The organism is Haloferax prahovense, from assembly GCF_000723845.1.
Lineage (GTDB): Archaea > Halobacteriota > Halobacteria > Halobacteriales > Haloferacaceae > Haloferax > Haloferax prahovense.
On record NZ_LK053000.1, the window covers coordinates 1,103,541 to 1,130,531 of the forward strand.

At 65.6% G+C, this 26,991-nt stretch carries 31 protein-coding genes and 3 tRNA genes; 9 read left to right on the forward strand and 25 right to left on the reverse strand.

The window, feature by feature from the left end:
- Positions 1-88 precede the first annotated feature (88 nt).
- From rpsB to BN984_RS05445, 13 genes are all read right to left on the reverse strand, one after another.
- Positions 89-871: a 30S ribosomal protein S2 gene (gene rpsB / locus BN984_RS05385; protein WP_004974538.1), complete on the reverse strand. Its 783-nt coding sequence runs from the start codon at positions 869-871 to the stop codon at positions 89-91.
- Positions 868-2,067, reverse strand: a complete 1,200-nt coding sequence (eno, locus tag BN984_RS05390) for a phosphopyruvate hydratase (RefSeq protein WP_008094958.1) — start codon at positions 2,065-2,067, stop codon at positions 868-870. The genes rpsB and eno overlap by 4 nt, the downstream gene beginning before the upstream one ends.
- Before the next feature lie 4 nt (positions 2,068-2,071).
- Positions 2,072-2,248 (reverse strand): DNA-directed RNA polymerase subunit K, encoded by a 177-nt coding sequence (locus tag BN984_RS05395; RefSeq protein ID WP_008094957.1) that lies wholly within the window; start codon positions 2,246-2,248, stop codon positions 2,072-2,074.
- A complete protein-coding gene (locus tag BN984_RS05400; protein ID WP_004061330.1) occupies positions 2,245-2,439 on the reverse strand; it encodes a DNA-directed RNA polymerase subunit N in 195 nt (64 codons plus the stop codon). Before BN984_RS05400 ends, BN984_RS05395 begins: the two co-directional genes overlap by 4 nt.
- A gap of 12 nt (positions 2,440-2,451) precedes the next feature.
- Entirely contained in the window at positions 2,452-2,850 is a 399-nt protein-coding gene (locus BN984_RS05405) for a 30S ribosomal protein S9 (RefSeq protein ID WP_004043023.1), read from the reverse strand.
- A complete protein-coding gene (locus BN984_RS05410; protein WP_004974520.1) occupies positions 2,844-3,281 on the reverse strand; it encodes a 50S ribosomal protein L13 in 438 nt (145 codons plus the stop codon). The genes BN984_RS05405 and BN984_RS05410 overlap by 7 nt, the downstream gene beginning before the upstream one ends.
- Positions 3,278-3,628, reverse strand: a complete 351-nt coding sequence (locus tag BN984_RS05415; RefSeq protein ID WP_004043025.1) for a 50S ribosomal protein L18e — start codon at positions 3,626-3,628, stop codon at positions 3,278-3,280. Before BN984_RS05415 ends, BN984_RS05410 begins: the two co-directional genes overlap by 4 nt.
- A 26-nt stretch (positions 3,629-3,654) precedes the next feature.
- Positions 3,655-3,739, reverse strand: a tRNA-Leu gene (locus BN984_RS05420).
- Positions 3,740-3,882: 143 nt separating this feature from the next.
- On the reverse strand, positions 3,883-4,662 hold the full coding sequence (locus tag BN984_RS05425; RefSeq protein ID WP_008094951.1) for a DNA-directed RNA polymerase subunit D: 780 nt from the start codon (positions 4,660-4,662) through the stop codon (positions 3,883-3,885).
- Between the two features lie 6 nt (positions 4,663-4,668).
- Positions 4,669-5,061 (reverse strand): 30S ribosomal protein S11, encoded by a 393-nt coding sequence (locus BN984_RS05430; protein WP_008094950.1) that lies wholly within the window; start codon positions 5,059-5,061, stop codon positions 4,669-4,671.
- Entirely contained in the window at positions 5,058-5,585 is a 528-nt protein-coding gene (locus BN984_RS05435; RefSeq protein ID WP_049967837.1) for a 30S ribosomal protein S4, read from the reverse strand. The genes BN984_RS05430 and BN984_RS05435 overlap by 4 nt, the downstream gene beginning before the upstream one ends.
- On the reverse strand, positions 5,582-6,085 hold the full coding sequence (locus BN984_RS05440) for a 30S ribosomal protein S13 (RefSeq protein ID WP_008094948.1): 504 nt from the start codon (positions 6,083-6,085) through the stop codon (positions 5,582-5,584). Before BN984_RS05440 ends, BN984_RS05435 begins: the two co-directional genes overlap by 4 nt.
- Before the next feature lie 23 nt (positions 6,086-6,108).
- Positions 6,109-6,193, reverse strand: a tRNA-Ser gene (locus BN984_RS05445).
- A gap of 206 nt (positions 6,194-6,399) precedes the next feature.
- Here BN984_RS05445 and BN984_RS05450 point away from each other — a divergent pair.
- Positions 6,400-6,750, forward strand: coding sequence for a thioredoxin family protein (locus BN984_RS05450; RefSeq protein ID WP_049967838.1), 351 nt, complete (start codon positions 6,400-6,402; stop codon positions 6,748-6,750).
- Positions 6,751-6,780: 30 nt separating this feature from the next.
- On the opposite strand, the gene BN984_RS05455 is transcribed toward BN984_RS05450, so the two are convergent.
- The 6 genes from BN984_RS05455 to moaA form a co-directional block, all read right to left on the reverse strand.
- Positions 6,781-7,497, reverse strand: coding sequence for a TetR/AcrR family transcriptional regulator (locus BN984_RS05455; RefSeq protein WP_049967839.1), 717 nt, complete (start codon positions 7,495-7,497; stop codon positions 6,781-6,783).
- Positions 7,498-7,517: 20 nt separating this feature from the next.
- Complete coding sequence (locus tag BN984_RS05460; RefSeq protein WP_008094945.1) at positions 7,518-7,979, reverse strand: zinc ribbon domain-containing protein; 462 nt, start codon at positions 7,977-7,979, stop codon at positions 7,518-7,520.
- 211 nt (positions 7,980-8,190) lie between these two features.
- The gene (locus BN984_RS05465) at positions 8,191-10,668 is read right to left on the reverse strand and encodes an efflux RND transporter permease subunit (RefSeq protein WP_008094944.1); all 2,478 of its coding nucleotides are present in this window, start codon (positions 10,666-10,668) and stop codon (positions 8,191-8,193) included.
- Positions 10,669-10,689: 21 nt separating this feature from the next.
- Positions 10,690-12,315: a COG1361 S-layer family protein gene (locus BN984_RS05470; RefSeq protein ID WP_049967840.1), complete on the reverse strand. Its 1,626-nt coding sequence runs from the start codon at positions 12,313-12,315 to the stop codon at positions 10,690-10,692.
- A gap of 174 nt (positions 12,316-12,489) precedes the next feature.
- Positions 12,490-13,377 (reverse strand): universal stress protein, encoded by an 888-nt coding sequence (locus tag BN984_RS05475; RefSeq protein WP_049967841.1) that lies wholly within the window; start codon positions 13,375-13,377, stop codon positions 12,490-12,492.
- A 54-nt stretch (positions 13,378-13,431) separates the two neighbouring features.
- On the reverse strand, positions 13,432-14,394 hold the full coding sequence (gene moaA, locus BN984_RS05480; protein ID WP_008094938.1) for a GTP 3',8-cyclase MoaA: 963 nt from the start codon (positions 14,392-14,394) through the stop codon (positions 13,432-13,434).
- Between the two features lie 259 nt (positions 14,395-14,653).
- On the opposite strand from moaA, the gene BN984_RS05485 reads away from it, so the two are divergent.
- From BN984_RS05485 to BN984_RS05505, 5 genes are all read left to right on the forward strand, one after another.
- Positions 14,654-15,694, forward strand: a complete 1,041-nt coding sequence (locus BN984_RS05485; protein WP_004974495.1) for an Mrp/NBP35 family ATP-binding protein — start codon at positions 14,654-14,656, stop codon at positions 15,692-15,694.
- Positions 15,691-16,008, forward strand: coding sequence for a hypothetical protein (locus BN984_RS05490; protein ID WP_008094935.1), 318 nt, complete (start codon positions 15,691-15,693; stop codon positions 16,006-16,008). The genes BN984_RS05485 and BN984_RS05490 overlap by 4 nt, the downstream gene beginning before the upstream one ends.
- 255 nt (positions 16,009-16,263) lie before the next feature.
- Positions 16,264-16,899, forward strand: coding sequence for a uracil-DNA glycosylase (locus BN984_RS05495; protein WP_008094933.1), 636 nt, complete (start codon positions 16,264-16,266; stop codon positions 16,897-16,899).
- A 96-nt stretch (positions 16,900-16,995) separates the two neighbouring features.
- Positions 16,996-17,751: a hypothetical protein gene (locus tag BN984_RS05500; protein WP_008094931.1), complete on the forward strand. Its 756-nt coding sequence runs from the start codon at positions 16,996-16,998 to the stop codon at positions 17,749-17,751.
- Positions 17,752-17,797: 46 nt separating this feature from the next.
- Positions 17,798-17,881 (forward strand) — tRNA-Ser (locus BN984_RS05505).
- A 349-nt stretch (positions 17,882-18,230) separates the two neighbouring features.
- Here BN984_RS05505 and BN984_RS05510 read toward each other — a convergent pair.
- Positions 18,231-18,962 carry a GNAT family N-acetyltransferase gene (locus BN984_RS05510; protein ID WP_008094930.1) on the reverse strand — a complete coding sequence of 244 codons (732 nt, stop codon included), beginning with the start codon at positions 18,960-18,962 and terminating at the stop codon, positions 18,231-18,233.
- A 146-nt stretch (positions 18,963-19,108) separates the two neighbouring features.
- On the opposite strand from BN984_RS05510, the gene BN984_RS05515 reads away from it, so the two are divergent.
- Positions 19,109-19,429, forward strand: a complete 321-nt coding sequence (locus BN984_RS05515; RefSeq protein ID WP_008094928.1) for a DUF5785 family protein — start codon at positions 19,109-19,111, stop codon at positions 19,427-19,429.
- Positions 19,430-19,465: 36 nt separating this feature from the next.
- On the opposite strand, the gene udk is transcribed toward BN984_RS05515, so the two are convergent.
- Positions 19,466-20,161, reverse strand: a complete 696-nt coding sequence (gene udk / locus BN984_RS05520; protein WP_008094926.1) for a uridine kinase — start codon at positions 20,159-20,161, stop codon at positions 19,466-19,468.
- A 186-nt stretch (positions 20,162-20,347) separates the two neighbouring features.
- On the opposite strand from udk, the gene BN984_RS05525 reads away from it, so the two are divergent.
- A complete protein-coding gene (locus tag BN984_RS05525) occupies positions 20,348-21,661 on the forward strand; it encodes an ABC transporter substrate-binding protein (protein WP_049913567.1) in 1,314 nt (437 codons plus the stop codon).
- Between the two features lie 119 nt (positions 21,662-21,780).
- The gene (locus BN984_RS05530) at positions 21,781-22,986 is read left to right on the forward strand and encodes a hypothetical protein (protein WP_049967842.1); all 1,206 of its coding nucleotides are present in this window, start codon (positions 21,781-21,783) and stop codon (positions 22,984-22,986) included.
- Between the two features lie 33 nt (positions 22,987-23,019).
- Here the strand turns inward: BN984_RS05530 and BN984_RS05535 are convergent, their stop codons facing one another.
- The 4 genes from BN984_RS05535 to BN984_RS05550 are packed head-to-tail and all read right to left on the reverse strand — an operon-like array spanning position 23,020 to position 26,936.
- Entirely contained in the window at positions 23,020-23,781 is a 762-nt protein-coding gene (locus tag BN984_RS05535) for an ABC transporter ATP-binding protein (RefSeq protein ID WP_004974477.1), read from the reverse strand.
- Positions 23,778-24,641: an ABC transporter ATP-binding protein gene (locus BN984_RS05540; RefSeq protein WP_049967843.1), complete on the reverse strand. Its 864-nt coding sequence runs from the start codon at positions 24,639-24,641 to the stop codon at positions 23,778-23,780. The genes BN984_RS05535 and BN984_RS05540 overlap by 4 nt, the downstream gene beginning before the upstream one ends.
- Positions 24,634-26,001, reverse strand: a complete 1,368-nt coding sequence (locus BN984_RS05545; RefSeq protein ID WP_049967844.1) for a branched-chain amino acid ABC transporter permease — start codon at positions 25,999-26,001, stop codon at positions 24,634-24,636. The genes BN984_RS05540 and BN984_RS05545 overlap by 8 nt, the downstream gene beginning before the upstream one ends.
- Positions 25,998-26,936 carry a branched-chain amino acid ABC transporter permease gene (locus BN984_RS05550; RefSeq protein ID WP_008094919.1) on the reverse strand — a complete coding sequence of 313 codons (939 nt, stop codon included), beginning with the start codon at positions 26,934-26,936 and terminating at the stop codon, positions 25,998-26,000. Before BN984_RS05550 ends, BN984_RS05545 begins: the two co-directional genes overlap by 4 nt.
- Positions 26,937-26,991: the final 55 nt, after the last annotated feature.

Below are 26,991 nucleotides of genomic sequence, written 5' to 3' on the forward strand. Positions count from 1 at the left end.
GCGTCGCTGTACCGCTATCGAACCGAGAGAACGCGCCGCCGCTCACCGGGCGGGCGTCAGAAAAGTCGAGTCGAAATGTCGTCCCGAACTACAGTTCGGCCTCGAAGTCTTCGAGGGCGTAGACCGTGTCGGAGCCGCGGCGGTCGAGCGTCTCGTTGGCGAGGAGCCAGTAGACGACCGACAGCGCGCGTCGACCCTTGTTGTTCGTCGGGACGACGAGGTCGACGTTCGACGTCTGGTTGTTGGAGTCGCACATCGCGATGACCGGGATGCCGACCGTGATGGCCTCCTTGACGGCCTGCGCGTCACCAATCGGGTCGGTGACGACGACCACGTCGGGTTCGATGTAGCCGGCGTAGTCGGGGTTCGTCAGGGTTCCCGGGATGAAGCGGCCCGTGCGGGCGCGAGCGCCGACGGCGTCGGCGAACTTCTCGGCCGGGAAGCGACCGTACTGGCGGGAGGACGTGACCAGAATCTGCTCCGGACTGTAGTTCGCGAGGAAGTCCGCGGCGGTGCGGATTCGCGAGTCCGTCTGGCTGACGTCGAGCACGTAGAGCCCGTCGTCGCGGACACGGTGGATGAACCGGACCATGTCCTTGGTCTTCTGCTGGGTACCGATGTGGACACCGGCGGCCAGGTAGTCCTCGACCGGGATGAGCAGGTCGGCGTCTTCGTCGGGCATAACGTCCTCGTCGAAGGCCGGTTCCGGCTCTGCTTCTTCGGCTTCGGCGGCTTCGTCGGCCGCCTCGGCGGTCTCTGCTGTCTCGTCTTCGGTGGCGGCCTCGGCGGGTTCCGTCTCGGCGACCGCTTCGGTCTCCGTCTCGGGTTCCTCGTCGGCGACCTCCACCGCGTCGTTTTCGTTGTCGCTCATACTGCGTCGTCCGCGATGCGGATGAGTTCGTTCAGTTTGGCGGTTCGCTCGCCCTGCACCGTGCCAGTCTTGATGAACGGCGCGTCGGTTGCGACGGCGAGGTGTGCGATGGTCGCGTCTTCCGTCTCACCGGAGCGGTGAGAGATGACGGCGTCCATTCCGTTTCGGGAGGCCAGTTCGACAGCGTCGAACGCGTCGGTCAGCGTCCCGATCTGGTTCGGCTTGATGAGGATGGAGTTCGCGGCGCCCACGTCGATGCCGTCCTGCAGACGGTCGACGTTGGTGACGAACAGGTCGTCACCGCAGATGAGCGTGCGGTCGCCCACGCGCTCTGTGAGTTCCGCGAAGCCCTCGTAGTCGTTCTCGTCGAGGGGGTCTTCGACGTAGACGAGGTCGTACTCGTCGACCATCTCGGCGACGTAGTCGATCTGCTCGTCGGTCGTCTTCGTCTCGTCACCGTAGTGGTAGACGCCATCTTCGAACATCTCCGAGGCCGCGATGTCGAGACCGAAGCGAATCTCGAAGCCGAGTTCGTCCTCGACGTCGGATACCGCTTCGCCCATGATTTCGAACGCGTCGGCGTCGGATACCGGCGGTGCCCACGCACCCTCGTCGCCCTTCGCGGCGGGCACGCCGCGCTCGTCGAGAATCTCGGACGCGCGGGCGTGGACCTTCGCGTTGGCGAAGACGGCTTCGGAGACGCTCGGCGCGCCGACCGGCGCGGCGAGGAACTCCTGAATGTTCGTCGCTTCTTTGGCGTGTTCACCGCCACCGATGACGTTCCCGAGCGGCGTCGGGAAGTTGTCGCCGCGGAACGCGCCGCCGAGGTGCTGGTACAGGGGTGCACCGAGCACGTCGGCACCGGCCTTGGCGGCCGCCATCGAGATGGCGACCGCACTGTTCGCGCCGATTTCCGAGAAGTTCTCGGAGCCGTCTGCGGCGCGGAGCGTCGCGTCGACCTCACGCTGGTTGCCCGCGTGGACCTCGTCCACGAGTCGGGGAACGGCGTGTCGCCGCGCGGCGGCGATTGCTTCGGTCGGCGGCAGTTCGATTGCCTCGTACTCGCCGGTGGAGGCCCCGCTCGGGGCCGCAGCGCGACCGAACCCACCGGATTCGGTGAGCACGTCGGCTTCGACCGTCGGGTTCCCACGGGAGTCGAGCACGCGGCGCAGAGCTACGGATGTGATTCGAGTCATGTTGTCACTTACCCTCTCGTTTGACGGTGAACGGAAGTACACCTGCGTCGTACTCCTCAGCGGCGATTAATATCGGTTCGGTCTGTTCCGAATCGACGAGAACGGGTGCACCGTAGGAGACCTGCAGCGCTCGTGCGCCGAGGATTCGTGCCTTCTCGTATCGGTTGTACCGTTGAATCATTGGTAGGGAGATACGACGTCCACGAGGTCCTTGTGCGACACCATCATCCGCCGGCAGCAGGCACGCGTGACTCCGAGGTCGTCGAGGACGTCAGCGGGGTCCTCGTCTCCCTCGCGAGCACGGGCTTTGAACTCGTCCCAGTGTTCGCCGATCACTGTGCCGCAGGTGAAACACCGGACGGGAATCATCATGGTTAGATCACCTCAGCGGTAGGACTTCTGGTAACGAGCGCGCGCGCCCGGTCCGCCCCACTTCTTGGGTTCGGACTGGCGGACGTCGTTGACCAGAAGCGAGCGGTCGAACTCCATGTACGCGTCGCGAAGCTCCGCGTCGTTCAGGTACTGCACCAGGCCACGAGCGAGCGCGGTGCGGACTGCGTCGGCCTGACCGGCCACGCCGCCGCCGTTGACGCGCACGTCGATGTCGACCTGCGAGCGGAGGTCCTCGCCTGCGATGCGGAACGGTTCCAGCATCTTGAGGCGGGCCATCTCCGGCTCGACCAGCTCGACCGGCTGGGAGTTGATTCGGACTCGACCTTCGCCCTCGCGCACGGTGGCGCGGGCGATTGCGGTCTTCTTCTTACCGGACGTGTTCGTTACCATGTGACGTTAGCACCCAGCTTCTCGGAGACCTCTCCGAGCGAGATGAACTTGATGTTCGAAAGTCGGTCCAGCGAGGTGTCTTCGAGCATCTCGCCGTCTTCGTCGTACGGATTGCCGACGTAGACGCGGACGTTCGAGAGCGCCTCGCGGCCGCGGGGCTTCTTGTACGGAAGCATGCCGCGGATGGCACGCTTGAAGATGCGGTCGGGACGCTTCGGGTAGTACGGACCCTGGTCCGAACCGACTTCGACGCGCTTTCTGTACTTGGCCATCACGTCCTGTTCCGAGCCCGTGATGACGGCGTCTTCAGCGTTGACGACGGCGACCGTCTCCCCTGCGAGGGCGCGCTGTGCGACCTCCGAGGCGACGCGGCCGACGATGCAGTTTCGAGCGTCGACAACGACGTCTGCGTCGAATTCTGCGAGGCTCATCGGATCACCCGTACGTTGGACCCGTCGGGGTTCTGTTCAGCGAGTTGTTCTAGCGTCACGGTGTCGCCGACCTGCTCGATCTTCTTTCGAGCGGTGGACGAGAAGTCCACGGCCGCGACTGTGACGTTCTTCTGCAGCACACCGCTACCCAGCACCTTGCCGGGCACGACGACGGTCTCGTCTTCCTGAGCGTATCGTTCGATACGACCAAGGTTGACTTCCGCGTGGGTGCGCCGTGGCTTTTCGAGACGGTCCGCGACATCCTGCCAGACGTTGGCACCGGACTCACGCGAGACCGCCTTCAGCTCGGCGATGAGACTGTTGAGTCTCGGGTTCGTCTTACTCATTGTCTACCTCCAGAGAGAAAGCGGAGTGCAGGGAGCAGGATTTGAACCTGCGGACTCCTATGAGACAGCGCCCTGAACGCTGCGCCGTTGGCCAGACTTGGCTATCCCTGCAAGCATTCCGCTGTACTTCATGCCCCGTAAAAACACCTTCGGTCCGACCCGCCGCCGTGAGTGAGTCACACGCCACGCTATCGGTGGTCGTGACCCCTCGCGGGGCGGGCGAACGTCGGTGTTGAGACGGGGCAGTATTCATCTTACAGTGCGACCTTCTCTTCGAGCTCGGCCGCGCGGTCGCCCAAGGAGGCGACAGCGCGAGTCACGAGCTCGTCGACGTCGAACGAACCGTCCGTCTCCACACTGAAGACGAACGCTCCGGGCACGTCGTGTACTTCGACCTCTTTACCGGGGTACCGCTCCGTCAGGTCGTTGCCGAACGTTTCGGTTGCGACGAGGTCGCCGTCTTCGGCGTCCCCCTCGGCGTGCTCCGCCGCGGCCTCTTCGATGACGCCGCGGAGGATGTTCGGCTCCTGTTCATCGAACTCGCCGGCGTCGCCGACGACCTCCACGCGCTGGAGGTGTCGATAGCCGACGGCGACCCCGCCTTGATTCTTGGCGTGGTCCTTTCCGTAGCCGAGGACGGCGTCGGCCTCGAACTCGAGGCGCTGGCCCTCCTTCAGCTCGATGATGGGGATGTTCTCGTCCGCCGGGACGACCATGTCGTCCGCGGATTCGATGTCCCCGGAGTAGGCGGTTGCCGGCCCGTCGACTTCGAGCGCGACGGTGACGGTGTCACCGGGTTCGAAGTCGCCGAGAGGCGTGGTCAACGGAACCAGACCGAGACGAAGCCCGATCATCTCGTCGAACATGACCGAGGTGTTCTCCACGAACCGAACGGTGTCGATGGAGAACGTCGGCACGTCGGCGACCATCGCCCGGCGAATGCCGTTGGCTAGCGCCGGGGTCAGACCGCGCGCGACGAAACGGGCGCGTCGGTCTTCGCGTTCGATGAACTCGACCTGGAAGTCGTTTACCATGGTGTGTTAGAGTCGGCTGTTTTTCGGCGCGCGAGTTCCGTCGTGCGGAATCGGCGTCACGTCCTCGATGCGACCGATCTCGAGACCGGCGCGAGCGAGGGCGCGAATCGTTGCCTGTGCGCCGGGTCCGGGGCTCTTGTTACGGTTGCCACCGGGACCGCGGACACGGACGTGCAGACCGGCGATACCGGCCGCCTTGATCTGGTCGGCGACGCTCTCTGCCATCTGCATGGCCGCGTACGGAGATGCCTCGTCACGGTTCTGCTTGACGACGGAACCGCCGGACGACTTGACGATCGTCTCGGCGCCCGTGATGTCAGTCACCGTGATGAGCGTGTTGTTGAACGATGCGTGGACGTGGGCGATTCCCCACTTGTCACCGGTTTCGGATTCGCTCATTCTTGGGCCTCCGCGCGCTCAGGGTGCAGTTCGTCCGCGAGCTTCGACGTCTCGTCGAACGCCACGGTGTCCTCTTCGTTGACCTCGACCTTTCGGGAGGGGACGGTCGTCCGAGCACCGCCGACGGTCACGTGACCGTGGACGATGAACTGACGGGCCTGCTGGGGCGTCTGTGCGAGCCCCTTGCGGTAGGCGACCGTCTGGAACCGACGTTCGAGGATGTCGGTCACGTCGAGACGCAGCGTCTGGGAGATGTCGTCCTCCGCAGAGAGGATGCCGTAGCGGCGCATGCGCGCCATGAACTCGGCACCGAGCGACTCGGCCTCTTCGACGTCACCCTGGGCCTCGCCGAGGAGGCGTCGCGCCTCGCGGCGGAGGTTGCGCAGTTCGGACTGCGCGCGCCAGAGTTCTTCCTTGTTCTTGAGACCGTACCGAGAGAGGAGGTCCGATTCCTGCGCGATACGCTCGCCCTGGAACGGGTGGTTCGGGGTCTCGTAGAACTTGGTGTTGTTACCCGTCGTCATTCTTCAGCCTGCGCCTCCTTGATCTCCTCGACGTTGACACCGATGGTGCCTTCGGTACGTCCAGTGGACTTCGTCCGCTGGCCGCGAACCTTCTGGCCGCGCTGGTGTCGAACGCCCTTGTAGGAGCTGATCATCTTCATGCGGTTGATATCATGCCGCCGCTTTTCTTCGAGGTCCGAACCCGTAATGTGGTCGGTCTCACCGGAGAAGAAGTCCTTCCGTCGGTTTGCCATCCACTCGGGGGCGTGGTCCTCAAAGTTCTCGACGACATCGACAACGGCGTCGATCTCGTCTTCGGGAAGCTTACCGAACAGCGCCGTTCGGTCCACTTCCGCGGCGTCGGCGATGATGCGCGCTGTGCGCTTGCCGATACCCTTCATGTCCGACAGACTGCGCTCTACCGTCTTCGTTCCGTCAAGGTCGGTCTGACCAATTCGGATGAAGTAACGGAGGTCCTCTTCCTCCTCCGGAGAGCCGTCCTGTGGTTCTTCTGCACTCATGACTTTGGAAGTCGTGTTGTGAGCGTTGCGGCGGGGATTCGAACCCCGGGGGCTTGACGCCACTGAGTTAGCAACCCAGCGCCTTGGGCCAGGCTTGGCTACCGCAACACTTCGGTCGTGTTAGTTTCGCCCTTCCGGACTCGGGGACGACATTCCCCTACATCGATTGCATCCGTTACGAGACGGGGGCATTACTTAAACATCACGAAAGGGGCCTCGCGTGAGAGCCCGAGTCACCGTCGCTCGCCGTCGAACTGTGGGGTGTTACACAATCTCACCAAAATCATAATAACTACGATTACGTATTCCGCTCAATGAGTTCGACAGAGTCCGCTCCCGAGGCGACGAAGCCAGTCCGAATCGAGACCGCCGAAGAGCTCGACGCCCTCGTGGCCGAACACGACCGCGTCCTCCTCGACATCTACACCAAGGGCTGCACGCTGTGTCAGAGCATCGAGCCGGTGCTGGGCAACGTCGCGAAGGCGACCGACGTGGTCGTCGCGATGATAAATCCGCAGACAGACATGTCGGTCGCGGAACGGTACACGATTCGGAGCGTCCCGACGCTCCTCCTGTTCGAGGACGGCGAACTCGTCGACCGCCTCGCCGACGGGTTTCAGGGCGCGCAGGCGGTCGTCGACTTCGTCGAGAACGACGAGCGATAAGGAGTCCGTTCGGCACGGTGGCGATGCGGGTTACCCGTCGTAATCCGCGTCATTACCGTCGGCGTCGCGTGCGGCGGCCTCGCCCGGATGGCTCCCTTTCGGCATCACGTTGTCGAGGAGGAAGTACACCGAGTCGCGCATCGCGTACGCCGATTCGAGCCGCGTCCCGGTGACGCGCACGTCCAGGCTCCGAAAGAGGAAGGCCATCAGATTCTCGGCCATCATCTCGGCGTTCATCTCGCGGTAGTGGCCCGACTCCATCTCCCGAGCGATGAGCGTCGCGACCGTCTCGACCATGTGGGTCTCCATGCGCCGGAACTTCTTTCGGTACTGCTCGTCGTGGACGGTCTGCGTGCGGAGTTCGAAGATGGCCCGCTGGAACGGGTCAACGCTGCCGCTGTCCGCGACCGGCTCCGGAACGCCGGGAGGGACCGACTCGCAGGTCGAAAGGTCGCCCTCCGGGGGGAGGACGTACTCGACGAAGTTGCGAAGCTCGGCGTCGGGGTCGTCGGTCTCCGGGTCGATGGTCTCGACGAACAGGTCGATGATGTAGTCGAGGAACGCGAGGAGCAGCTCGTCTTTGTTCTCGTAGTGGTAGTACAGAAGCGAGGTGCTCTTTTCGAACTCCGTGCCGATGTTCTTTATCGAGAGATCAGCGTAGCCGTGTTTCGCGAGCGCCCGGAGCGTGGCGTCCATAATCGCCTGCTCGGTCTCGCTTCGGCCGGTGTCGATTCGGTCGTCGTCCATGATGTGTCTCGTTGGGATTCTCAGTCGTCAGTTGGTTCGTCGAGGCGGGTGGTACACCAGTGACAGAAGTCGAGGTCGGCGTCGACCTCGCGGCCGCATTCGGGGCACGTGACGGCGTCCGAATCGGGGTCGGAAACGGCAGCCACCGAGTCGTCGGCGTCGTCGACGGCGGAGCGCGCCGCCTGCGCCTCGGCGGCCTGCCGGAGGCCGATGACGAACGCGTCGAGGACGCTCGCAAAGCTCACCGCGAGGAGGGGCAACAGCTCCGTGAGAACCGAGGTGAACTCCGAGGGAGACATCGTCTCGGCGGCGTCCAACGCCTCGAGCGTCCCCGAAGGAACGAACAGCGCGGCCACCGCGAGAACGAGGAGCACCCACATGGCGGCCCGTCGCCAGCGACGCAGGTAGATGTGGCCGAACCCGGTGAATATCAGTCCGAGTATCGCGGCGAGCCAGGGACGGAGCTTCGTGAGTGCGGACATACGTGGACTCGATTGATTCTCGCTCATGAGGGTTCCGTTCGTGGTGTGTCGTGGGAGTCGTGGGCGGGTCGCGTGCGATTCGTCGCGGGCTGTTCGACGCGCGGTTCCTCGCGGGCTGGTTGGCGTGCGGTTCGTCCGTGTGGGCTGGTCTGCGAGCGATACGGGCGTGGGGGCCGGGGCAGGGGCAAACTGAATTTGGGAAGGCGATGCGTCAGGGGGATGTCGGTGCCGCGGTGGCGGTATCCTGCTGGGTCAACCGCTCCCAGAGGACGATTGCCGAGGGCGTGACGAGGAGCGCGGTGAGATACGAGTAGAAGATACTCAGCGCGGTCACGACCCCGAACTGTCCGAGGACGGGCGTGATGGCGATGGCGAGGACGCCGAGGCCCGTGGTCGTGGTGAGCATACTCCCGGTGAGCGCGCCACCGGTCCCGCCGACGGTCAGCCGAAGCGCCTCGTCGAGGTCGTGACCTTCGGCGTTGTACTCGTCGGCGAACCGGTGGACCACGTGGGCCGAGTAGTCGATGCCCAGCCCGATGGCGATGGAGAGAATCGTCGCCGTCAGCGCGTTCAGCGGGATGCCGAGATAGCGCATCGTCCCGGCGAGGAGCGCGATGGAGACGACGATGGGCACGAGGTTCACCACGCCGAGCGTCCATTGACCTTCGAGGACCTGGTAGATGACCACCAAGAACAGCGCGGTCGCGGCGAGCGCGACGGTGAGGCTCTCGATGGCCGACAGCAAGATGGTGTCGGAGACGCCTTTGAACACGACGGTGCTTCCGGTCGCCGTGGCGTCCATGCGGAGGCGCTCGGCGACGAGTTTCCCGTCTGCGACGATGGCGTCCTGGGTGGCGTCGCCCTCGACGGTGTAGACGATGCGCGTCTGCCGGTAGTCTTCCGTGATGTACGACGACGCCTGGTCGGAGGCCGGCGAACTGAGGAGTTCGTCGTATATCGTCTCGAGGTTGTCGTCGGGGACGCCGTTACCGTTGGCGTCGTTCCGGTCGACGAGCGCGGCGAACTCGGGGTCCTGTTCCGCGTAGTTCCGGATGACCGTGACGATGCTCGTCGCCTCCGCGCGGCGGTCGTCCGTCACGAACGACTCCGGCGGGTCCTCGCCGTTGCGGTGAATCATCTCGAGGGACGAGTCCTGTCGTAACTGTCCCTCGACGTATATCGTCACGCTGTCACCCTGCGTGCTCTCGAAGTTGTCTTCGAGGTAGTTCAGGTCCTTCGTGACGGTGTAGACGCCGGGCTTGAACGGCTCGGGAAGCTGTTGGAGGTAGGCGGGTTGGTCCTCCGGCGGGAGGAAGTCCTCCTGGGAGAACGTCGTGTCGACGCCGGTCCCGTACGCGCCCGCGACGACCGTCGTGAGCAGGATGACCACGAGGAACGCTCGCGGGGCTTTCCGACCGATGACGACGCCGCCCGACAGGACGCGAGCGAGCATGCCACCCTCGCTCCCGAGGGGTTCGGAGGCGAACTCGGGCACGTTGTACTTCTCGCGGAGTTCGTCGGCGTAGAGCTTCGCCGCCGGGAGGAACACCCCGAAGACGAGGAACGTGAAGATGATACCGACCGCCGCGACGAGACCGAAGTCGCGGATGGGCGCGAGGTCGCTCGTGGCGTTCGCGAGGAACCCGAGGACCGTCGTGCCGGTGACGATGAAGAACGCGACCGAGAGCTGTTTGATAGTGGTCCGCATCGAGGGGACCGGCGCGAGGTCTTTGACGCGCTCTTCGCGGTAGCGGTTCACCGCGTGGAGCCCGAAGTCGATACCGACCGCGAGCAACAGCGGCGGCACCGCGATGAGCATCTGGCTGAACGCGATGTTCGCGAGGCCCATGAACCCGAACGTCCACACGACGGCGATGACGAGCGAGACGACGCCGAGTAGCAGGTCGATGGGGTCGCGGTAGGCGACGACGAGGAACCCGAAGATGAGGAGCACCGCCGCCGGAACCACGAGCAGGAGCGAGTCGGCGATGACGTTGCCTAACTCGCCGGAGATGATGCCGCTCCCGAACACGCGGATATCGCTGTTCGAGACGGCGGTCATCGTCTGAATTTCCTCTTGGATGCCCGTCATCGGGCTGGTTCCGGAGGTACCGGCGCTCGACGAGAGGCCGGGGACCTCGTGGCTGACGACGCCGATGGTCGCGGAGGCCTCGACGGACTGGCGGTTGAAGTCGTCGCTCAGGAGCGACGAGACCTGCGGGCTCGCGGTCGCCTGCTTGGCCGCGGCGCGGACCTCGCTCGGCGAGGCCGATTCGAGCGCGCCTATCTGTTCGTCGATGGTCGTCGCCGACGGGTCGAGCGTCTGGGCGACCGTGGACGCGACGCTCGACGCGGAGGTCGCCCGGAGGTCGGGCCGGCTCAAGACGCGTTCTTGGAGCCGCAACATGTCGAGCATCGCCGGTTTGGAGAGGACGTTGTCGTCCCGTTGGATGAGTTGGGTGCTCCCCGAACTCGTCTCGAACGCGGGTGAGAACTCCCGGTTGACGTCGTCGAGCGCTTCCTGTGCGGGCGAGTCCTCGGTGAACTGCGAGGTGCCGGAGTCGGTCGAGATGTTTCCGAGTCCGGCTCCGAAGACGAGCGTCAGCACGAAGAACAGCGCCACGACTCTCCCGGGGTTCTCGACGATGAACCCGCCGAGGCGGTCGACGTACACTTCGTAGTCTATCATTGTGGGGGGAAAGTGGGGCGGTTAGCGGCGGTACCAGAGGAAGCCGACGACGCCGAGTCCGACGACGATGAGACCGCCGACGAGGGGCATCGAGAGGCCGCCGCCGCCACTCGCTTCGGTGACGTCGATGGCGACCGGATACTGGTCGGAGAGCTTGCGTTCGCCGTCCTCGTTTTCGTACTGGAAGTCGATGTCGAAGGAGTAGGCCTTCGGGTTGGCCGAGGAACCGACGCTCAGTTCGAGGGGAATCTCGGTCGACTCGCCGGGACCGAGCTCCTGGATGAACGCGGTGTCGTCGTTAAGCGTCAGCGGGCTGTCGGCGAAGGCCTTCGCGTCGATGTTGCGGTAGGTCTCGTCGCCGTTGTTGGTCACGACGAGCGTGACGGTCTGCGAGCCGCCCGCCTCGATGCTCCCGTTCTTCGCGGTCACGCCGAAGAGATTCTGCTTGGGTTTCACCTCGGCGTTCATCAAGAGGGCCTTCGACTGCTGGGTGTCGCCCTCGGAGTTGCGGTACTCGACCGTGTAGCTCAATTGCCGCTGGCCGGCGTCCGCGGAGTCGGTGACTTCCACCGAGAACGAGAAGTCCGAAGACTCGCCGACGTCGAGGGTACCGAGCGCGTACTCGGTCTCCTTGATGTTCGTGTTCGGCGACTTCGAGGAGATAGTGAGCACGGCGTCACGGGCCGTCTGCGGGCCGTCGTTCGTGAGCGTCCCGCTGACGGTGGTCTCGCGGCCGACGCGGAGCGTCGACTGCTCGGCGTCGATGGAGAACTCCTGTTCGGCCACCGGCCTCACGCCAGTGGCGATGTTCTTCGACTGCTTGGCGACGCCGTCTTCGTCTTCGTAGCTCACGCCGAGCGAGAGGGCGTACTGCTGGACGGCGGCGGAGGACGCGACGCTCGTCTCGTATTCGAGCTGGCGCGTCTCGTTGATGCCCCACGAGCCGGCGTACCGGGTCGCGGAAGCAGACTGACCGAACGTTATCGAGGGGTTCTGCGAGGTCGCGGTGACGGACGAGTCGAACGCGGGGAGCGTCCCGATGTTGCGCATCGTGACGGTGGTGGTCCCACTACCGCCGACCTGCGCGGTCGTGTTCACGGAGACGACCTCGAAGCGCGGGGCCTGCTCGACGACGACGGTCACGGGAATCTCCTCGGTCTTTTCCTCTTCGTTCTTCACGTCACCGTCGTCGCGGACGGACGAGTCGTGTTCGTACTTCGCGACGAGCGTCATCTCGTAGGTCCCCGGCGTGGCGTTCTCCTTGACTGAGACGGAGAACGAGGCGTCCCGCTGGGTCGCGTGCGGGATGTCGCCGACCGGGAGCGTCGCGGTGTTCACCTCGACCGGCGCGTCACCGGATTCGAGTGTGAGTCTGACGTTCCGCGTCGATTTGACCTGGGCTTCGAGCGCCGAGCGCTGTTGGTCGCTCAGCGTTCCCGAACTCTCCGACGAGGAGAACTTCCGGTACTCGCTGTCGCCGCCGTAGTTAGTCACGACGACGTTCAGGGAGGTCTCCTGCCCGGGAACGAGTTTGTTGCTCGGCGCGTACGCCTGAAGATTCGGTTCGCCGACGATACCGGCCATCGCTGGGCTCGGTACGGCGACCAAGACGACCAGCAAGACCACGAGTGCACGTGAGAGTTTCATGGAGTGTAGAGGGGTGGTGGGGTTCGGATGTTGAATCGCGTCCGCCGGTGGGGGTGGGGGAGAGACGAACGCGGTCGTACGTCCACGCCGAACGCCGGCTGACTGAACGTACAATCAACACGCTACCCTGAGTAGTGGGAACGTATAAATTGAATGGAACTTCTAAAAACTAGTTCAGCGTTTTACACTGTCTCTCACGCTCGGGGCGACGAGGACCGGAACTCCCGCGTGGCGGACGACTCGACTGGCGACGACCCCGTCGGCGCGGTGTTCCGTGCGCCGGAATCGTCGGATTTCGCGGCCGGACCTCTCAACGCCGACGACGACCACGTCGGCTCCCACCCGTTCGACGTGCGCCAGCAGTTCGGCCGCGGGCTCGCCGATTCGGACGGTTCCACCGGATTCGACGGCGTCTCTCGCGGCCGCGGCGACGACGTCGTTCAGTCGGGCTCGCGCCTCGGCTTCGAGCGCTCGGAGAGTCTCCCGCGACCCGACTGCGGCATCGCGGCCGTCAACGATGGTGAGCGGTTGGAGCGTCGCGCGGGTCGCCGCGGCGATGCGGCGGGCAAGCGGCGCAGCCGACCCCGACGACGACTCGCCGTCCGCGAGAAGCGCAACCGTCCGGTACTCCGGGTCGGTGGCCGCCGCCGGAACCGCGAGCGTCGGGACCGGCGGCGCGCCGAGAAGCCGCTCCGCGACCGACCCGACGAGAAACCGACCGGAACCGGTCTGTCCGCGCCGCCCGATGACGAGCAGGTCTCCCTCGCCGACGGCGCGCTCCACGACGGCCGCGGCCGGACCGTCGGCGACTTCCGAGGTCGCTCGGACGTCCGCGAGGAGCGCACGACGGACGACCGCGCTGACGGCCTCCTCCGCTTCGAAAGCAGCGCTTACGGACGGTTCGGCGGTCTCGGCGGCGGCGGCCGGCGACGTGCCGGTCGCGGAGACGACGTGGAGCGGCGCGTCGAGGACGCGGGCGAGAAACAGCGCGTGGGTCGCGGCCGTTCTCGCGGGTTCGCTTCCGTCCGTCGCAAGGACCACCCGCTCGACGGTGACAGTCATGGGCTCCGAAAAGTCGTCGGAGGAGAAAAGCTCGCGCGTCGGGACGGTCGCCGCTCAGGCCCCGATGTACTCTTCGTTGATGGTCCAGCCGTCGTCGCCGTCGCGGACGAGGTACTCGCCGTAGTACGGCACGCGGTTGGCGACGACCGCCTCGAACGTCTCGCGGATTTCCTCCCGCGTCATCTCGCCCATCGGGCGCAGGTCGTCGTTGCGGTTGAGACAGCCCTTGAGATATCCTTGGTGTGTTACGCGCACGCGATGGCAGTTGGCGCAGAACTCGGGGTTCTCGACGGGGTCGACGATTTCGACCATCCCCTCGCCGACGTAGTAGCGGCGGCGGTGGTGCATGTCGCGGACTTCGACCTCGTCGGCGAGGTCGGCCAGCCAGCGGTGGACCCGTTCGATGTCGATGTTCCACTCCGGGCGGCCCGTCAGTTCGGGCATGTACTGGATGAGTTGGAGCTGTAGCCCCTCGTTCTCGGCGACGTACTCGACCATCTCCTCGACGTGGCCCGCGGTCTTCGTGAACACGACCATGTTGAGCTTCACGGGCGTGAGTCCGGCGTCGACCGCGGCCTTGACACCCTCCATCACCTTGTCGTACGCGCCGGACTTGGTGATTTGCGCGAACGCCTCCGGGTCGAGAGCGTCCTGCGAGACGTTCACGCGGTCGAGTCCGGCCGCGACGAGGTCCTCGGCGCGGTCGCCGAGGAACGTCCCGTTGGTGGTGAGCGACGTCTCCATCGAATCCGGCGTCCGCCGGATAATCTCTTCGAGGTCCGAGCGGAGCATCGGCTCGCCCCCGGTGAACTTCACCTTCTCGACGCCGTACCCCTCGACGACTTCGAGAAAGCGAACCACGTCGTCGGCGCTCATCTCCTCGTCGGCGGGGTCCATCGGCCCGCGCGTGTCGCCCAAGCCCTCGTTGTGGCAGTAGACGCAATCGAAGTTACACCGGTCAGTCAGAGAGATTCGAACGCCGGTTACCTCGCGGCCAAAGTCGTCCACCAGCACCATATACCGAATCCTGGAAGCGTACGTTGATAAATTCGCTGTCGATGACTGGGGCGGCGTAACTGGATTGGGTTACGGCCGCCGCATCCCGAACCCGGTGGCGGTCAGGGCAGTGACGCCCCGCAGCCGCACGGGTCGACGACGCTCCGCAGTCGGCCAGAATCCGGCGCGACCCGCGGTGGGACGGGTCGTCAATTGCGTCCGTCACTGCGCGACGGGACCTTACAAAACCCTTATCGGCCGCACCGCCGGAGTGACGGACATGGACGAAGCCGACGTACGCGACCGCTTGCGTGCGGTCGAGGACCCCGAACTCGGAGACGACATCGTCTCGCTCGGACTGGTGAACGCCGTCGAGGTCGACGGCGACACCGCCCGCATCTCGCTCGCGCTCGGTGCCCCGTACTCTCCGGCGGAGACGGACATCGGCCGTCGAATCCGCGAGGTACTCGCCGAGGACGGGCTGGAGGCCGACCTCACCGCCAAGATTCCGAGCGACCGCGACCCCGACGAGGAGGTCCTCCCCGGCGTGAAGAACATCATCGCCGTCGCCTCCGGGAAGGGCGGCGTCGGGAAGTCGACGGTCGCCGTGAACCTCGCGGCCGGCCTCTCGAAGCTCGGCGCGCGCGTTGGCCTGTTCGACGCCGACATCTACGGGCCGAACGTCCCGCGGATGGTCGCCGCCGAGGAAGCGCCGCAGGCGACTCAAGACCAGACCATCGTCCCGCCGGAGAAGTACGGGATGAAGCTCATGTCGATGGCGTTCCTCGTCGGCGACGACGACCCGGTCATCTGGCGCGGCCCGATGGTCCACCAGCTTCTCACGCAGCTCGTCGAGGACGTGGAGTGGGGCAGCCTCGACTACCTCGTCCTCGACCTGCCGCCGGGCACGGGCGACACCCAGCTGTCCATCCTCCAGACGCTTCCCCTCACGGGTGCGGTCATCGTCACGACCCCGCAGAACGTCGCCCTCGACGACGCCAACAAGGGCCTTCGGATGTTCGGCAAGCACGACACGAACGTCCTCGGCATCGTCGAAAACATGAGCACGTTCCGGTGTCCCGACTGCGGGAACCGCCACGACATCTTCGGCGCGGGCGGCGGCCGTGAGTTCGCGGCCTCGAACGACCTGCCGTTCCTCGGGGCGCTCCCGCTCGACCCGGCCGTCCGCGAGGGCGGCGACGGCGGCAAGCCCATCGTCCTCGAAGACGGCGACGAGACCGCCGACGCGTTCCGCGTGATGACCGAGAACATCGCCGACATGGTCGGCGTCGTCCAGCGGCGGACCGTCAGCGAGCGATGAGCGACGACGGACGGCCCGACGCGGGCGGGGACGCCGATGCGGATGCGAGTTCAGACGCGGACCCCGACGAGGTCGACTGGGAGATGGCCCCGGACTCCGACGCCGACTTCCCCGCGGACCCAGAGCGCGTCGCGTTCCTCCGCGACATCGCCGACGACATCTACGGCGAGTCCTCCGAGAGCCGGCAGGTGTCGGCCATCCTCTACCGCGTCAGCGACCTCTACGACCCCGACGGCGACACCTCGCCCGAGGAGATTTACCTGAACGTCCGCCACATCATGGACATCAAGGCGCAGGGCGGCATCGACCGCTGAACCACCTCTGACCGCCGAATCACTCCGACCGTCCGACTCGCGCTCGCCCCCGCTCGGTTCACTTCCGCTTTCCTCGACGCCGCGATTCGAGCGACTGTGCCGTCTTCGCCCGCGTCTCCTCCCATTCGCCCCGTGTTCACTTTCACCACGCACTCGCCGACTCGGTTGACCCCCGCCAGCGACGGAGCGGGATGGGACGGCCCGGCTATCTGCACGGACCGGGCGGGTTTTGGTCCCGGAGCCGAATTCGAGGGTGTGGACGCACACCAACGCCAGTTCCGGAACCCCTTCTCGATGGACACCGACTGCACGAACTGCTCGGCGCTCTGCGAGACGCGCGAGCAGGTCGTCCACGGCTACGGCGACGTGGGCGCGGAGTTCCTGTTCGTCGGCGAGGCCCCGACCGCGGCCGCGGAGCGGACGGGCGTCCCCTTCACCGGCGACGAGGCCGGAGCGCGCGTCCAGCGCATCCTCGGCGACCTCGGGTTCGTCCGGTCCGAACCGGACGCCGACGAGCCGGACGTGCAGAACGTCTTTTTCACGTACCTCACGCGCTGTCGCCACCCAGAACGGGGGCCGACCGACGACGAGGTCGCGACCTGCGAGCCCTACCTGAACGCGGAGATTCGGATGATAAACCCGCACATCATCGTCCCCGTCGGGCAGGCCGCGCTGGAGGCGCTCGCGTTCGACTACACCACGCGCGCGGCCGACAGCTTCGACGTCGACGCGGAGCACGCGACGACCATTCGCGGCCGCGGCTTCGAACTCGTCCCGATGAAGGAGCCGGAGCGATTGACCGACGCCGACGCCGAGGCGTTCGTCGAACACGTCCGCGAGTCCGTGTTCGGCCGGGACTACCGACAGACGAAGGGACGACAGAGTCGCTGAAACGGGGCGGCGCGCGGAGCGTTCCGTCCCCGCGGCCCCCCGATTCGACGGGCCACAAGCGGCGGGTTCAAGGGTTCCCCGGCGCGAGGGGAGGGTATGACGGTCATCGCCGTACTCGCCGAACCGCCGCGGCCGGGACTGGTGCTTTCGGCACTCGCGGAGACGAGTCCGCTCACCGAAGCCGAAGCCGCGGAGCTCTACGCCGCGATGCTCAAAGACGCCTGTATCGCCGTCGAGCGCTCCGGCGGCGACCTCCTCGTCAACTACCGTACCGAGGACGACCTCCCGGACGAGTTCGCCGGGGACCACGACTCGGAAGCCGAGATTCGGAGCGTCGTCGCCGACGCCCTCGGCGGCACCGATGGCGTGCGGTTCGAACCGCAGGTCGGCTCGTCGTTCTCCGCCCGTGCGGGCAACACCGTCTCGCATCTCCTCAACGAGGAGGAGGTCCACTCGGCCGCTATCGTCCGCCCGGTCGCGCCGCTTCTCGGGCGCACCCACATCGACAGCGCGGCGATGAAGCTCCGGAGCACGCCCGTCGTCCTCGGCCCCTCGACGGAAGGGCGCGTCTACTTCTCGGGCTTCCTCGACCCCATCGATTTCACCGACGCCTACGCGGAGCCGGAAGTCGAAACGCTCGCCGAGCGCGCCGACGACGCGGGCCACGGCCTCGACTACGTCCCGATGCTTCCCGTCCTCGAAACGGGCGCGGACCTCGCCACGGTCGTGCCGATGCTCCGCTCGCGGGTCGAGTCGGAGCGGGTCGTCCCCGAGCACACGACGACGTTCGTCTTCGAGAAGGGGCTTCGGGTCGAATCGACGGACGGCGTGTTGGAGCTCGTCCGCGACTGAGCGAAGCGACAACACTTAGGTATCCGACTCAAAACTGTCGTGCGAAGGTGGGATGGCGGAGTGGCCTAACGCGCCTGCCTTGAAAGCAGGTTTCCTCACGGAATCCTGGGTTCAAATCCCAGTCCCACCGCATTCTGACGCGAACAACTCGGCGAGCACCGCGTCGCGTGTGCTCGCCGGCGTGAGCGTCGAGTCGGTCAACTGGGATTTGAAGCAGGGAGCGACGCGAACGGTGTGAGCGGAGCGAGTGGGGTTCAAATCCCAGTCCCACCGCATTCTCAGAGAACCGAGACGCGCAGGTTTAGCTGCGCGTCTCCGGTGAACGCGTGACTCGGAGACGGACTGGGATTTGAGCGAGACGAGTCGCAGCCCGAGCGGAGCGAGGGACCGTCTCGACGTTGTTCAAATCCCAGTCCCACCGCGTTCTCAGAGAATCGACCGACAACCCCGCAAAAACCGACCCACTGCCGCCGCCCCGCTCAGAACCGGTACGCCATCATCACTTCGTCGACGTGCTCGTCGCCGATAGTGTAGTGGTCCCTGCGAATCGCCTCGGTCTCCCAGTCGTGGTCGCCGAGGAACTCCAGCGCGCGGTCGTTCGTCATCGGAACGCTGTTGTACACTTTCCGGAAGCCGTTGGCTTCGGCCCAGTCGAGCCCGCGGCGAAGCAGGAGGCTGCCGATGCCTGAACCACGGTACTCTCCCTTGACGCCGACGGTCTGCTGGGCGGTCTCGCGGATGCGCGACACCTGCGGGAGGTCGAGGTGCGTCCAGCCGACGACCTCCTCGCCGATGGTGGCGACGAAGAACACCCGAGACTCCACCCGGTTGTGGCGCGTGACCGTCTCGTCGTAGAGGAGCTGTTCGGCGATTGCCTCGGCGACGACGTACGTCTCTTCGGACGTCACGTCGCGAATGGCGTCGACCAGACCCTCGAAGTCGCGCTGACGGGCGGGCCGGATGGTGACGATTCCCGCGTCAGTCTGGTGTTCCTCGATAGCGCCCACGTCGAGCGCCAACTGAAGGGTGCCGCCGTCTTCTTGGAGATAGCCGCGGGATTTCAGTCGCTCCAGTTCGGTTCTGAACTCGTCGGACGAGACGGGCGCGACGTCGAGGAGGACGTTCCGTTTCGCGGTGCCGTGCCGCTCGACGTACTCGTAAATCAGCTTGCTGGCCTCGGATTCGAACGTCGGCCGCTCGGTCGCTCGCATGACTCCAAGAACGATGGCGTGCCACGCGTATATTTCTTGTTCATCGGTAGCAAACGACACGAAGGGCAGAGCTCGACCGCGGCGTTCCGCATGACAGATTCCCACAAATGCGTAACGGCTTTGAATCGGCCTGCCAACACTCGGGTATGGATTGGCCACACGACCCGGACGGCGAAGAGGGGAGCGAAGGCGGACGCAAGTACGGCCAGGCAGTCATCGCGAAGAAGATCGACGAAGACGAGGATTTCCCGCTGAACAAAGCGGAGTTCGTCGAGGAGTTCGGCGACCACCCCATCCGACTCGACTACGAGCGCGTCGTCTCGCTCGCGGACATCTTCGAGCACGTCGAAGGCGAGGAGTTCGGCGACTTCGTCGAACTGCACAAGGCAGTCGGCAAGGCGATGCGCGAAAACGACTTCTGGTTCTACGAGGGCGCAGCGCAGTTCGTCACTGGCAAGAAAGCGTAATCTTCGAGGCCCCGGTTTTCGACCCGCGACGCCGCGTTAGTTGTCGGGGCCGCGGGACGAGGTCCGCTCTTGGACTTTCCGTTCGATAGCGTCGCGCTCCCAGGTGCGCGTCTCGTCGCCTTCGACTTCCGCTTGGACTTTCTCTTCGAGCAGCGTGACGGCGACGCTGTTGGCCCCCTCGGGAATGATGAGGTCCGCGTGCTTCTTCGTCGGCTCGATGAACTGCTCGTGCATCGGCTTGACCGTCGAGAGGTACTGGTCGATGACGCCCTGAAGGTCGCGTCCGCGGTCGATGGCGTCGCGCTGGATGCGCCGGAGGATGCGAACGTCGGCGTCGGTCTCGACGTAGAGCCGGAGGTCGAGCATCTCGTTTACGTCCTCGTCGTAGAGCGCGAGAATCCCCTCGAGGATGATGACGTCGGTCGGTTCGACGGTGTTCCGCTCGGGCTTCCGGTTGTGTATCTCGAAGTCGTACTGCGGCATCTCGACCGCTCTCCCCTCCAGCAGCTCCGAGAGCTGTTCGTACAGGAGGTCCCACTCGAACGCCGAGGGGTGGTCGTAGTTCACCTGCTCGCGTTCGGTCATCTCGAGGTGGCTCTGGTCTTTGTAGTAGTTGTCAATCGGAATCCGCGTCACGGACTCGCCGACGTTCTCCGTGATGAGTCGGGCCACGGTAGTCTTGCCGGCACCGCTCCCCCCCGCGATACCGATGACGAACGACGGGATAGTCATTGTCCCAAAGACGCCCGCGAACGGGTTTGAACGCAGCGGTTCTCCGGCTTCGGCGTGTGAGTATATAAAGCACGATGTCTGACGTTCTCACACAGCCGATTCTCGCACCGCCGTCGGTCGCAATTATCGTGGCTTTTCAAACGCAGGGAGTAAATTTTATAAGCGGGAGTTGCCATTGCCTTTCACATGGTACGTGATATCGTACGCCGCGACTTCCTCAAGGGAGTGGGAGCCGCGGGCGCGGCAGGCTTGACTGGCTTATCCGGATGCATCGGTGGCGGCGGCGGTGGCGGCGGTCCCGAGGGGCTCGTCGTCATCGGCTACCCCGAAAGTGGTATTCAACTGTTCCGTGACTACTACAGCGCGTCCGACGGGAGCGAGGAGATACTCGTGCCCGACGGAATGCGCTCCGGGTCGATGCCCGGACAGGTCGGCAACGACATGGCGAACGTGACCGGGACGGCACCCGCCGCGGGCGGTCCGAACCAAGACACGTTCAACCAACTGTTCGAAGACGAGTACGGCGCGGCCCCGGGCGTCTTCACGTCGCAGACCTACGACTCGGTCGCGATTCAACTGCTCTCGAACGCCGCCGCCGGGGAGAACTCCGGCCCGGCCATCAAAGACCAGATGCGCCGGATGGCGAACCCCGATGGAATGACCGTCGGACCGGACAACCTCGTCGAGGGCATCGAGGCCGCCGCGAACGGTGAAGACATCGACTACCAGGGCGCGTCCTCGTCCGTCAACTTCGACGAGAACGGCGACCCGGCGGAAGCCGCGTACGCCATCTGGGAGTTCGACGCCGAGAACAACGCCACGTCGAGCGTCGAGACGCAGTCGTTCGCCGGCGAGAACCCCGACGGGAACGGCCCGTCCGCGGACAGCGGTCCGGGCGGTTCCGACCGCGAGATGTCGGTCGGCATCCTGCTGCCCGAAACCGGCGACCTCGCTGCCGTCGGTGCGCCGATGATTCAGGCCGCACAGATTCCTGTCATGCAGGTCAACGACGCCAACCCGGCCGGGCTCTCCGTCAACGCCCAAATCGAAGACACCCAGACGTCCCCGGACGCCGGTGTCTCCGCCGCGCAGTCGCTCGTCTCCGCGGGTGTTCCGTCCGTCTGTGGGTCCGCGTCGTCCGGCGTGAACGTCCCCGTCTCGCAGCAGGCGTTCATCCCGAACGAAATCGTCGGGTGCTCGCCGTCCTCGACGGCGCTGTCCGTCTCGAACCTCGAAGACAACGACTTCATCTTCCGAACTGCCCCGTCCGACTTCCTGCAGGGCCGCGTCATGGCGCAGGTCATGGCCGAGCGCCTCGAAGTCAGTTCGGTCTCGACGCTGTACGTCAACAACGACTACGGCCAGCAGCTCTCGGAGCGCTTCTCGAACGTGTTCAGCGACTCGTTCGACGGCGAAGTGTACAACCAGGTCGCGTTCAACATCGGCGAGTCGTCGTACTCCTCCGTCATCGAGACGGCGCTCTCCGGCCCGGACAACTGAGACCGACTCGACAGACCCGACTTTTCTTTCGTCGCCGCCGACGCGAGCGGTTGCGCTCGACTGCCGCACACGACTCCCCGACACAAGACACTCATACGACCGCTGACAGATGTGAGTCGATGAAGCGCCGCGCCCTCCTCTCGACGGTCGCCGGTTCGGCCCTCGGGCTCGCCGCCGGCTGTCTCAGCGACTTGGACGAACCGGTCGAGACCCCCGTGAACCCACAGACGACGATGGCGACGACCGACCCGCCGACCGAGACGACGACCGAGACGACGACCGAGACGAACACGTCGGAACCGGACTCCAGCATCGGCCTCTCGGTCGTCAACGAGGACGACAAGTCGCACACGCTGTCGGTCCGTGTGACCGACGGCGACGAGACGCGTTTCGTCGGGTCGCTCGACATCGGAGCGGGGCCCGGCCGCGGGCGGAGCGTCGAGAACGACCTCGTCGGTGAGAGAACTGTCCGCGTCGTCGCGGAACTCGAAGCGGGCGCGACGCTCGACTACGAGTGGACGGTCACCGACGAGGCGCGCCATCTCGAACTCGTCGTCACGTCCGACGCGGACCTCGAACCGCGACAACGCGTGCGGCCGGCTCTCGACGCTGCCGATCTCCCGTACACCGTCACGGGTGCGAAAGACATCTTCGCACCGCCGGGCGCGACGATTCGGAATCGGAGCGACGCCGACGCTCGGCTCACCGTCGCCATCGACCACGACGGGAGCCGCGTTTTCGAACGCGCCTTCGACGCGGCGACCGACCGCGAGATTTCGACGCCGGCGCTCGTGGCGTCCCACGGGACCTACGAGGTGGTCGTGGAGGCCGAAGACGGCCGCACCGCGACCCACGAGTGGGACATCCCGGAGAACTGGGGCTGGCCGACGCTCGCGGTGCTCGTCGCGGCAGACGGCTCGCTTCGGGTCGGGTCTGGCTGGCCCAAGACGGCCTCGGTTCACGTCGAAAACGAGGGCGAGGCGGAGCGCGACCTGACGCTGACGCTCGTTCGACCCGCCGACGCGGACACCGCTAGTGACGACGCCGGCGGCGAGACCGGCTCTGGTGGCGCGGACGTCTCGGAGACGAACCGGACTGCCCCGCCCGGCGAATCGACCGTCGGCTTCGAGGTTCCCATCGGTGACGTGTACGAACTCACTATCGAGACGGCCGCGGGGTCCGAAACGGTCGACTACGCGGCGTGCTACTGCTGGAACACGAACGTGACGGTGACCCTCAATGGTCGCGGCGGAGGCGACGGCGACGGAGGCGGCGGTGGAGATGGCGACCTCTCGGTCGAGTCATTCGAGTACGTCTGCAGTTGATTGCCGAAAAAGAGCGTGGGCCGCCGAGACGGACTACCCGCCGAGGAAGTCTTGGCGGACCTGTTCGTCTTCGAGGAGCGCCGTGCCGGTGTCCATGTAGCGGTTCTGTCCGTTGGCTAAGACGTAACCGCGGTCGCAGCGTCGGAGCGCTTCCTTCGCGTTCTGTTCGACCATCAGGACGGCCGTGCCGGCCTCGTTAATCTCGTCGATTTTGTCGAACATCTCCTCGACGAGGTCGGGCGCGAGCCCCGCCGAGGGTTCGTCGAGAAGCAGCAAGTCGGGGTCGAGCATGAGCGCGCGACCCATCGCGAGCATCTGCTGTTGCCCGCCGGACATCGTGCCCGCCTTCTGGTCTTTCCGCTCTCTGAGGATGGGGAACCGCTCGTAGACCGCCTCCATGGCGTCCTGCGGCACCTCGTCGAGGATGTACGCGCCCATCTCGAGGTTCTCTTCGACCGTCAGCGTCGGGAAGATGTTGTCGTTCTGCGGGACGTAACCGATGCCGACGTGGATGATGTCCTCGGGTCGACGCCCGGTGATGTCCTCGTCTTTGAACCGGACGGTCCCACCCATGTGGGCGGTCAGGCCGAAGACGGACTTCATCGTCGTGGACTTGCCGGCCCCGTTCGGGCCGACGATGGTGACGTACTCGCCGTCGAACACGTCCATGTCGACGTCGGTGAGAATCTGGAGGTCGCCGTAGCCGGCGTCGAGGTCGCGGACGCGCAGGAGCACGTCCTCGCGTCCTTCGACGCCCGCGCCGCTCGTCGCGTCGGTGTTGGCGTCGACGCTCATACGTTACCACCGAGGTAGGCCTCGATGACCTCTTCGTTGCTCCGAATCTCGTCCGGCGTCCCCTCCGTGAGCACCGAGCCCTGGTGGAGGACGATGACGTGTTCACAGTTGTTCATGATGAGGTCCATGTCGTGTTCGACGAGCAGGAACGTGTAGCCCTGCTCGCGGAGTTCGTGTACGTGTTCGAGCAGTTTCTTCTCGAGCGTGGGGTTGACCCCGGCGAACGGCTCGTCCAAGAGCAGCATGTCGGGGTCGGTCAGGAGGGCCCGCGCCATCTCGAGGAGTTTGCGCTGCCCGCCGGAGAGATTGCCCGCGTACTCCTCTGCGATGTGGGCGATGTCGAAGAAGTCGAGCACCTCCCAGACGCGTTCGAGGAGTTCCTCTTCCTGTTCGCGGACGTCGTCGCGGACGCCCGGCATGACGGAGCGCCACAGCGTCTCGCCGCGCTGGTGTTTCGGCGCGAGCATCATGTTCTCGAGGACGGTCATCTCGCTCAGCTCGCGGGCGATTTGGAACGTCCGAACCATCCCGCGGTTGGCGATTTCGTGCGGCTCCTCGCCGGTGATATCCTCGCCGTTGAACGTGACCGTGCCGGCGTCGGGCTTGAGCATGCCCGTGATGAGGTTGAACGTCGTGGACTTGCCGGCCCCGTTCGGGCCGATGAGACCCGTGAGCGACCCGGCTTCGACCTCGAAGGTCGCCCCGTCGACGGCGGTGATGCCGCCGAAGGACTTCTCCAGTCCCTCGACTCGGAGCGGGTAGTCGACCGACGTGTCGACGCCGGAGGCGAACGCGCCGAGCGCCCCTTCGTCGACCTTGTTCGCCACGTCTTCGACCGGTTGGTCCGCGGCGTCACTCATCGGTCTCACCTCCCTGAGCCGCGGCGTCGACGCCGCCGTCGGTGCGGACCGAGTCGTCGTCGCCGCCGTCGACGGCCATCGACTTCGGCCGCGACAGCGGGATGACGGACGCGGTCTCCTTGCGGTAGCCGAGCATCCCCTCCGGCCGGTTGTGCATCAGCCAGATGAGCACGAGCCCCATCACGACCAGTTGGAGCTGCCGGATGCTGTCGACCGTGTACAGGAGGAACGGCACGGGGTCGAACTGCGAGATGAGCGGCGAGATTGCCTGCCCGAAGCCGGACGGCGAGTCGAGGTTGGGGAACACCGCCGACACGAGGTTCTGGAAGTACCGCGGTCCCTGGTAGAGCACCGCCGCGAAGACGGCCCCACCGAGGACGCTCCCCGTGTTCGAACCGGCCCCGCCGATGATGAGCGCGATCCAAATGAAGAACGTCACGCGCGGCCGGAAGAAGTTCGGCGTCACCGCACCCTGTGGAACGAGCCAGAGGATGCCGGCGAGCCCCATGAGCGCACAGCCGAGCATGAACGACTTGATTTTGAACCGGTCGGTGTTCTTGCCGAGGGCGTTCGCGACGTCCTCGTCCTCGCGGATGGCCTTCAGCACGCGACCGAACGGCGATTCGCCGGTGCGCTTGAGCAGCCAGTAGAAGCCCGCGACGAACCCGAGGAGCAACAGCCCGTAGACGAGACCGTCGACGACCGGCTTGGGGTTCCTCGGCACGAGGACTTGGAAGGCATCGACGAAGCCGAGGTATCCGTTCCAGAGGCCGACGCCACGAAGCAGCGCCTCCAGCGGCGGGGCGAAGTCGAGGATGAGACCCGACCCGCCGCCGAATCCGACGCGGTTACCGAACAGCTGGAACTGCTGGAGTTCCCCGGAGAGGAAGCTGAACCGGACGATTTCCGACATCGCGATGGTGACGATTGCGAGGTAGTCGGCCCGCAACCGAAGCGCCGGAAGCGCGACCACGAGTCCCAACAGCGCGGCCGCGGTCATGCCGGCGAGGATACCCACCCAAAGCGGCAGGCCGAGGCCGCCGACCTGCGCCGCGCCGCCGGCGACGTACGTCGGCTTCGTCACGATTGCCGTGACGTAGACGCCGACGGCCATGAAGCCGACGATGCCGATGTTGAACAGCCCGGTGTACCCCCAATGGAGGTTGAGCGCGAGCGACAGCATGGCGAAGACGCCGATGTAGAACGTCAGCGTCGCGATGGAGTTGAGTTGACCGCGGAGCGTGTATCCGAGAACGACCCCCGCGAGGACGTACGCGAGGTACGTCCCGAGGAGGACCAGTACGATGAGGCCCGCGTCGCCGCCCGGGATGCGGGCGGTGAAGTCGTCGCGGACGCTCATGCGGTCGCCCTCCCGCTGAACAGCCCGGACGGTTTCACGAGGAGGATGACGATCATGACGACGAAGGCCGCGGCCCGCGAGAACGCCGAGGGAATCCACAGGACCGACATCGACGCCGTCAGTCCGATGACGAGGCCGCCGGCGATGGCCCCGTAGATGGAGCCGATGCCGCCGAGGATGACCGCGGCGAAGATGAGAAGCAAGAGGAGCCACCCGTCGTTGAACCCGAGCGTCCCTTTCCAGAGGATGAACATGTACCCCGCGACGCCGGTCAGCCCGCCGCCGATAATCCACGTCGCGCGGACGACGCGCTCGGTCGAGATACCGGTGATGAGCGCGAGGTCCTTGTTGTCGGCCATCGCGCGCATCGCCTTCCCGAGTTTCGTCCGCTGTAAGAGGACGTGGACGCCGAGCATCAAGGCCGAGGCGACCACGAGAAGCGTGATGTCGTGGGCGTTGATGAAGACCGTGCCATCGATGAAGTACAGCGACACCGACGGCGGCTGGGCGGTCGTGCCGCGCACGTCAGAGCCGAAGACGAACTGCATCAGGTAGCGCAGCGCGAACGCGACGCCGATACTCGTGATGAGGAGGGTGATGCCGTCCTCGTTCCGAATCGGTTTGAAGATGGTGCGGTCGACCGCGAGCGACAGCGCGATAGCGAACGCGCCGGAGACGAGGATGCCGGCGACGACCGCGAGCGGCGTCGAGAGCATTCCGATGCCGAGCGTCCCGCCGTAGACCGACCCCCCGGCCCCGACGAGCAGGAGCGCGCCGATGTCGGCGCGTCCCAGTCCGGCGATGAGGTACGTCGTTGCCCACCCCGAGAAGGCCCCGGCTGTGATGTAGTCGCCGTGCGAGAAATTAGCGAAGTTTAGAATGCTGTACGTCATCGACAACCCGATGCCCGCGAGGCCGATTACGAGCCCCCGCATCAGACCATCCCAGACCAGCGTGCCAATGTCGGCAAACTGCGTCTGCCCTGTTGCT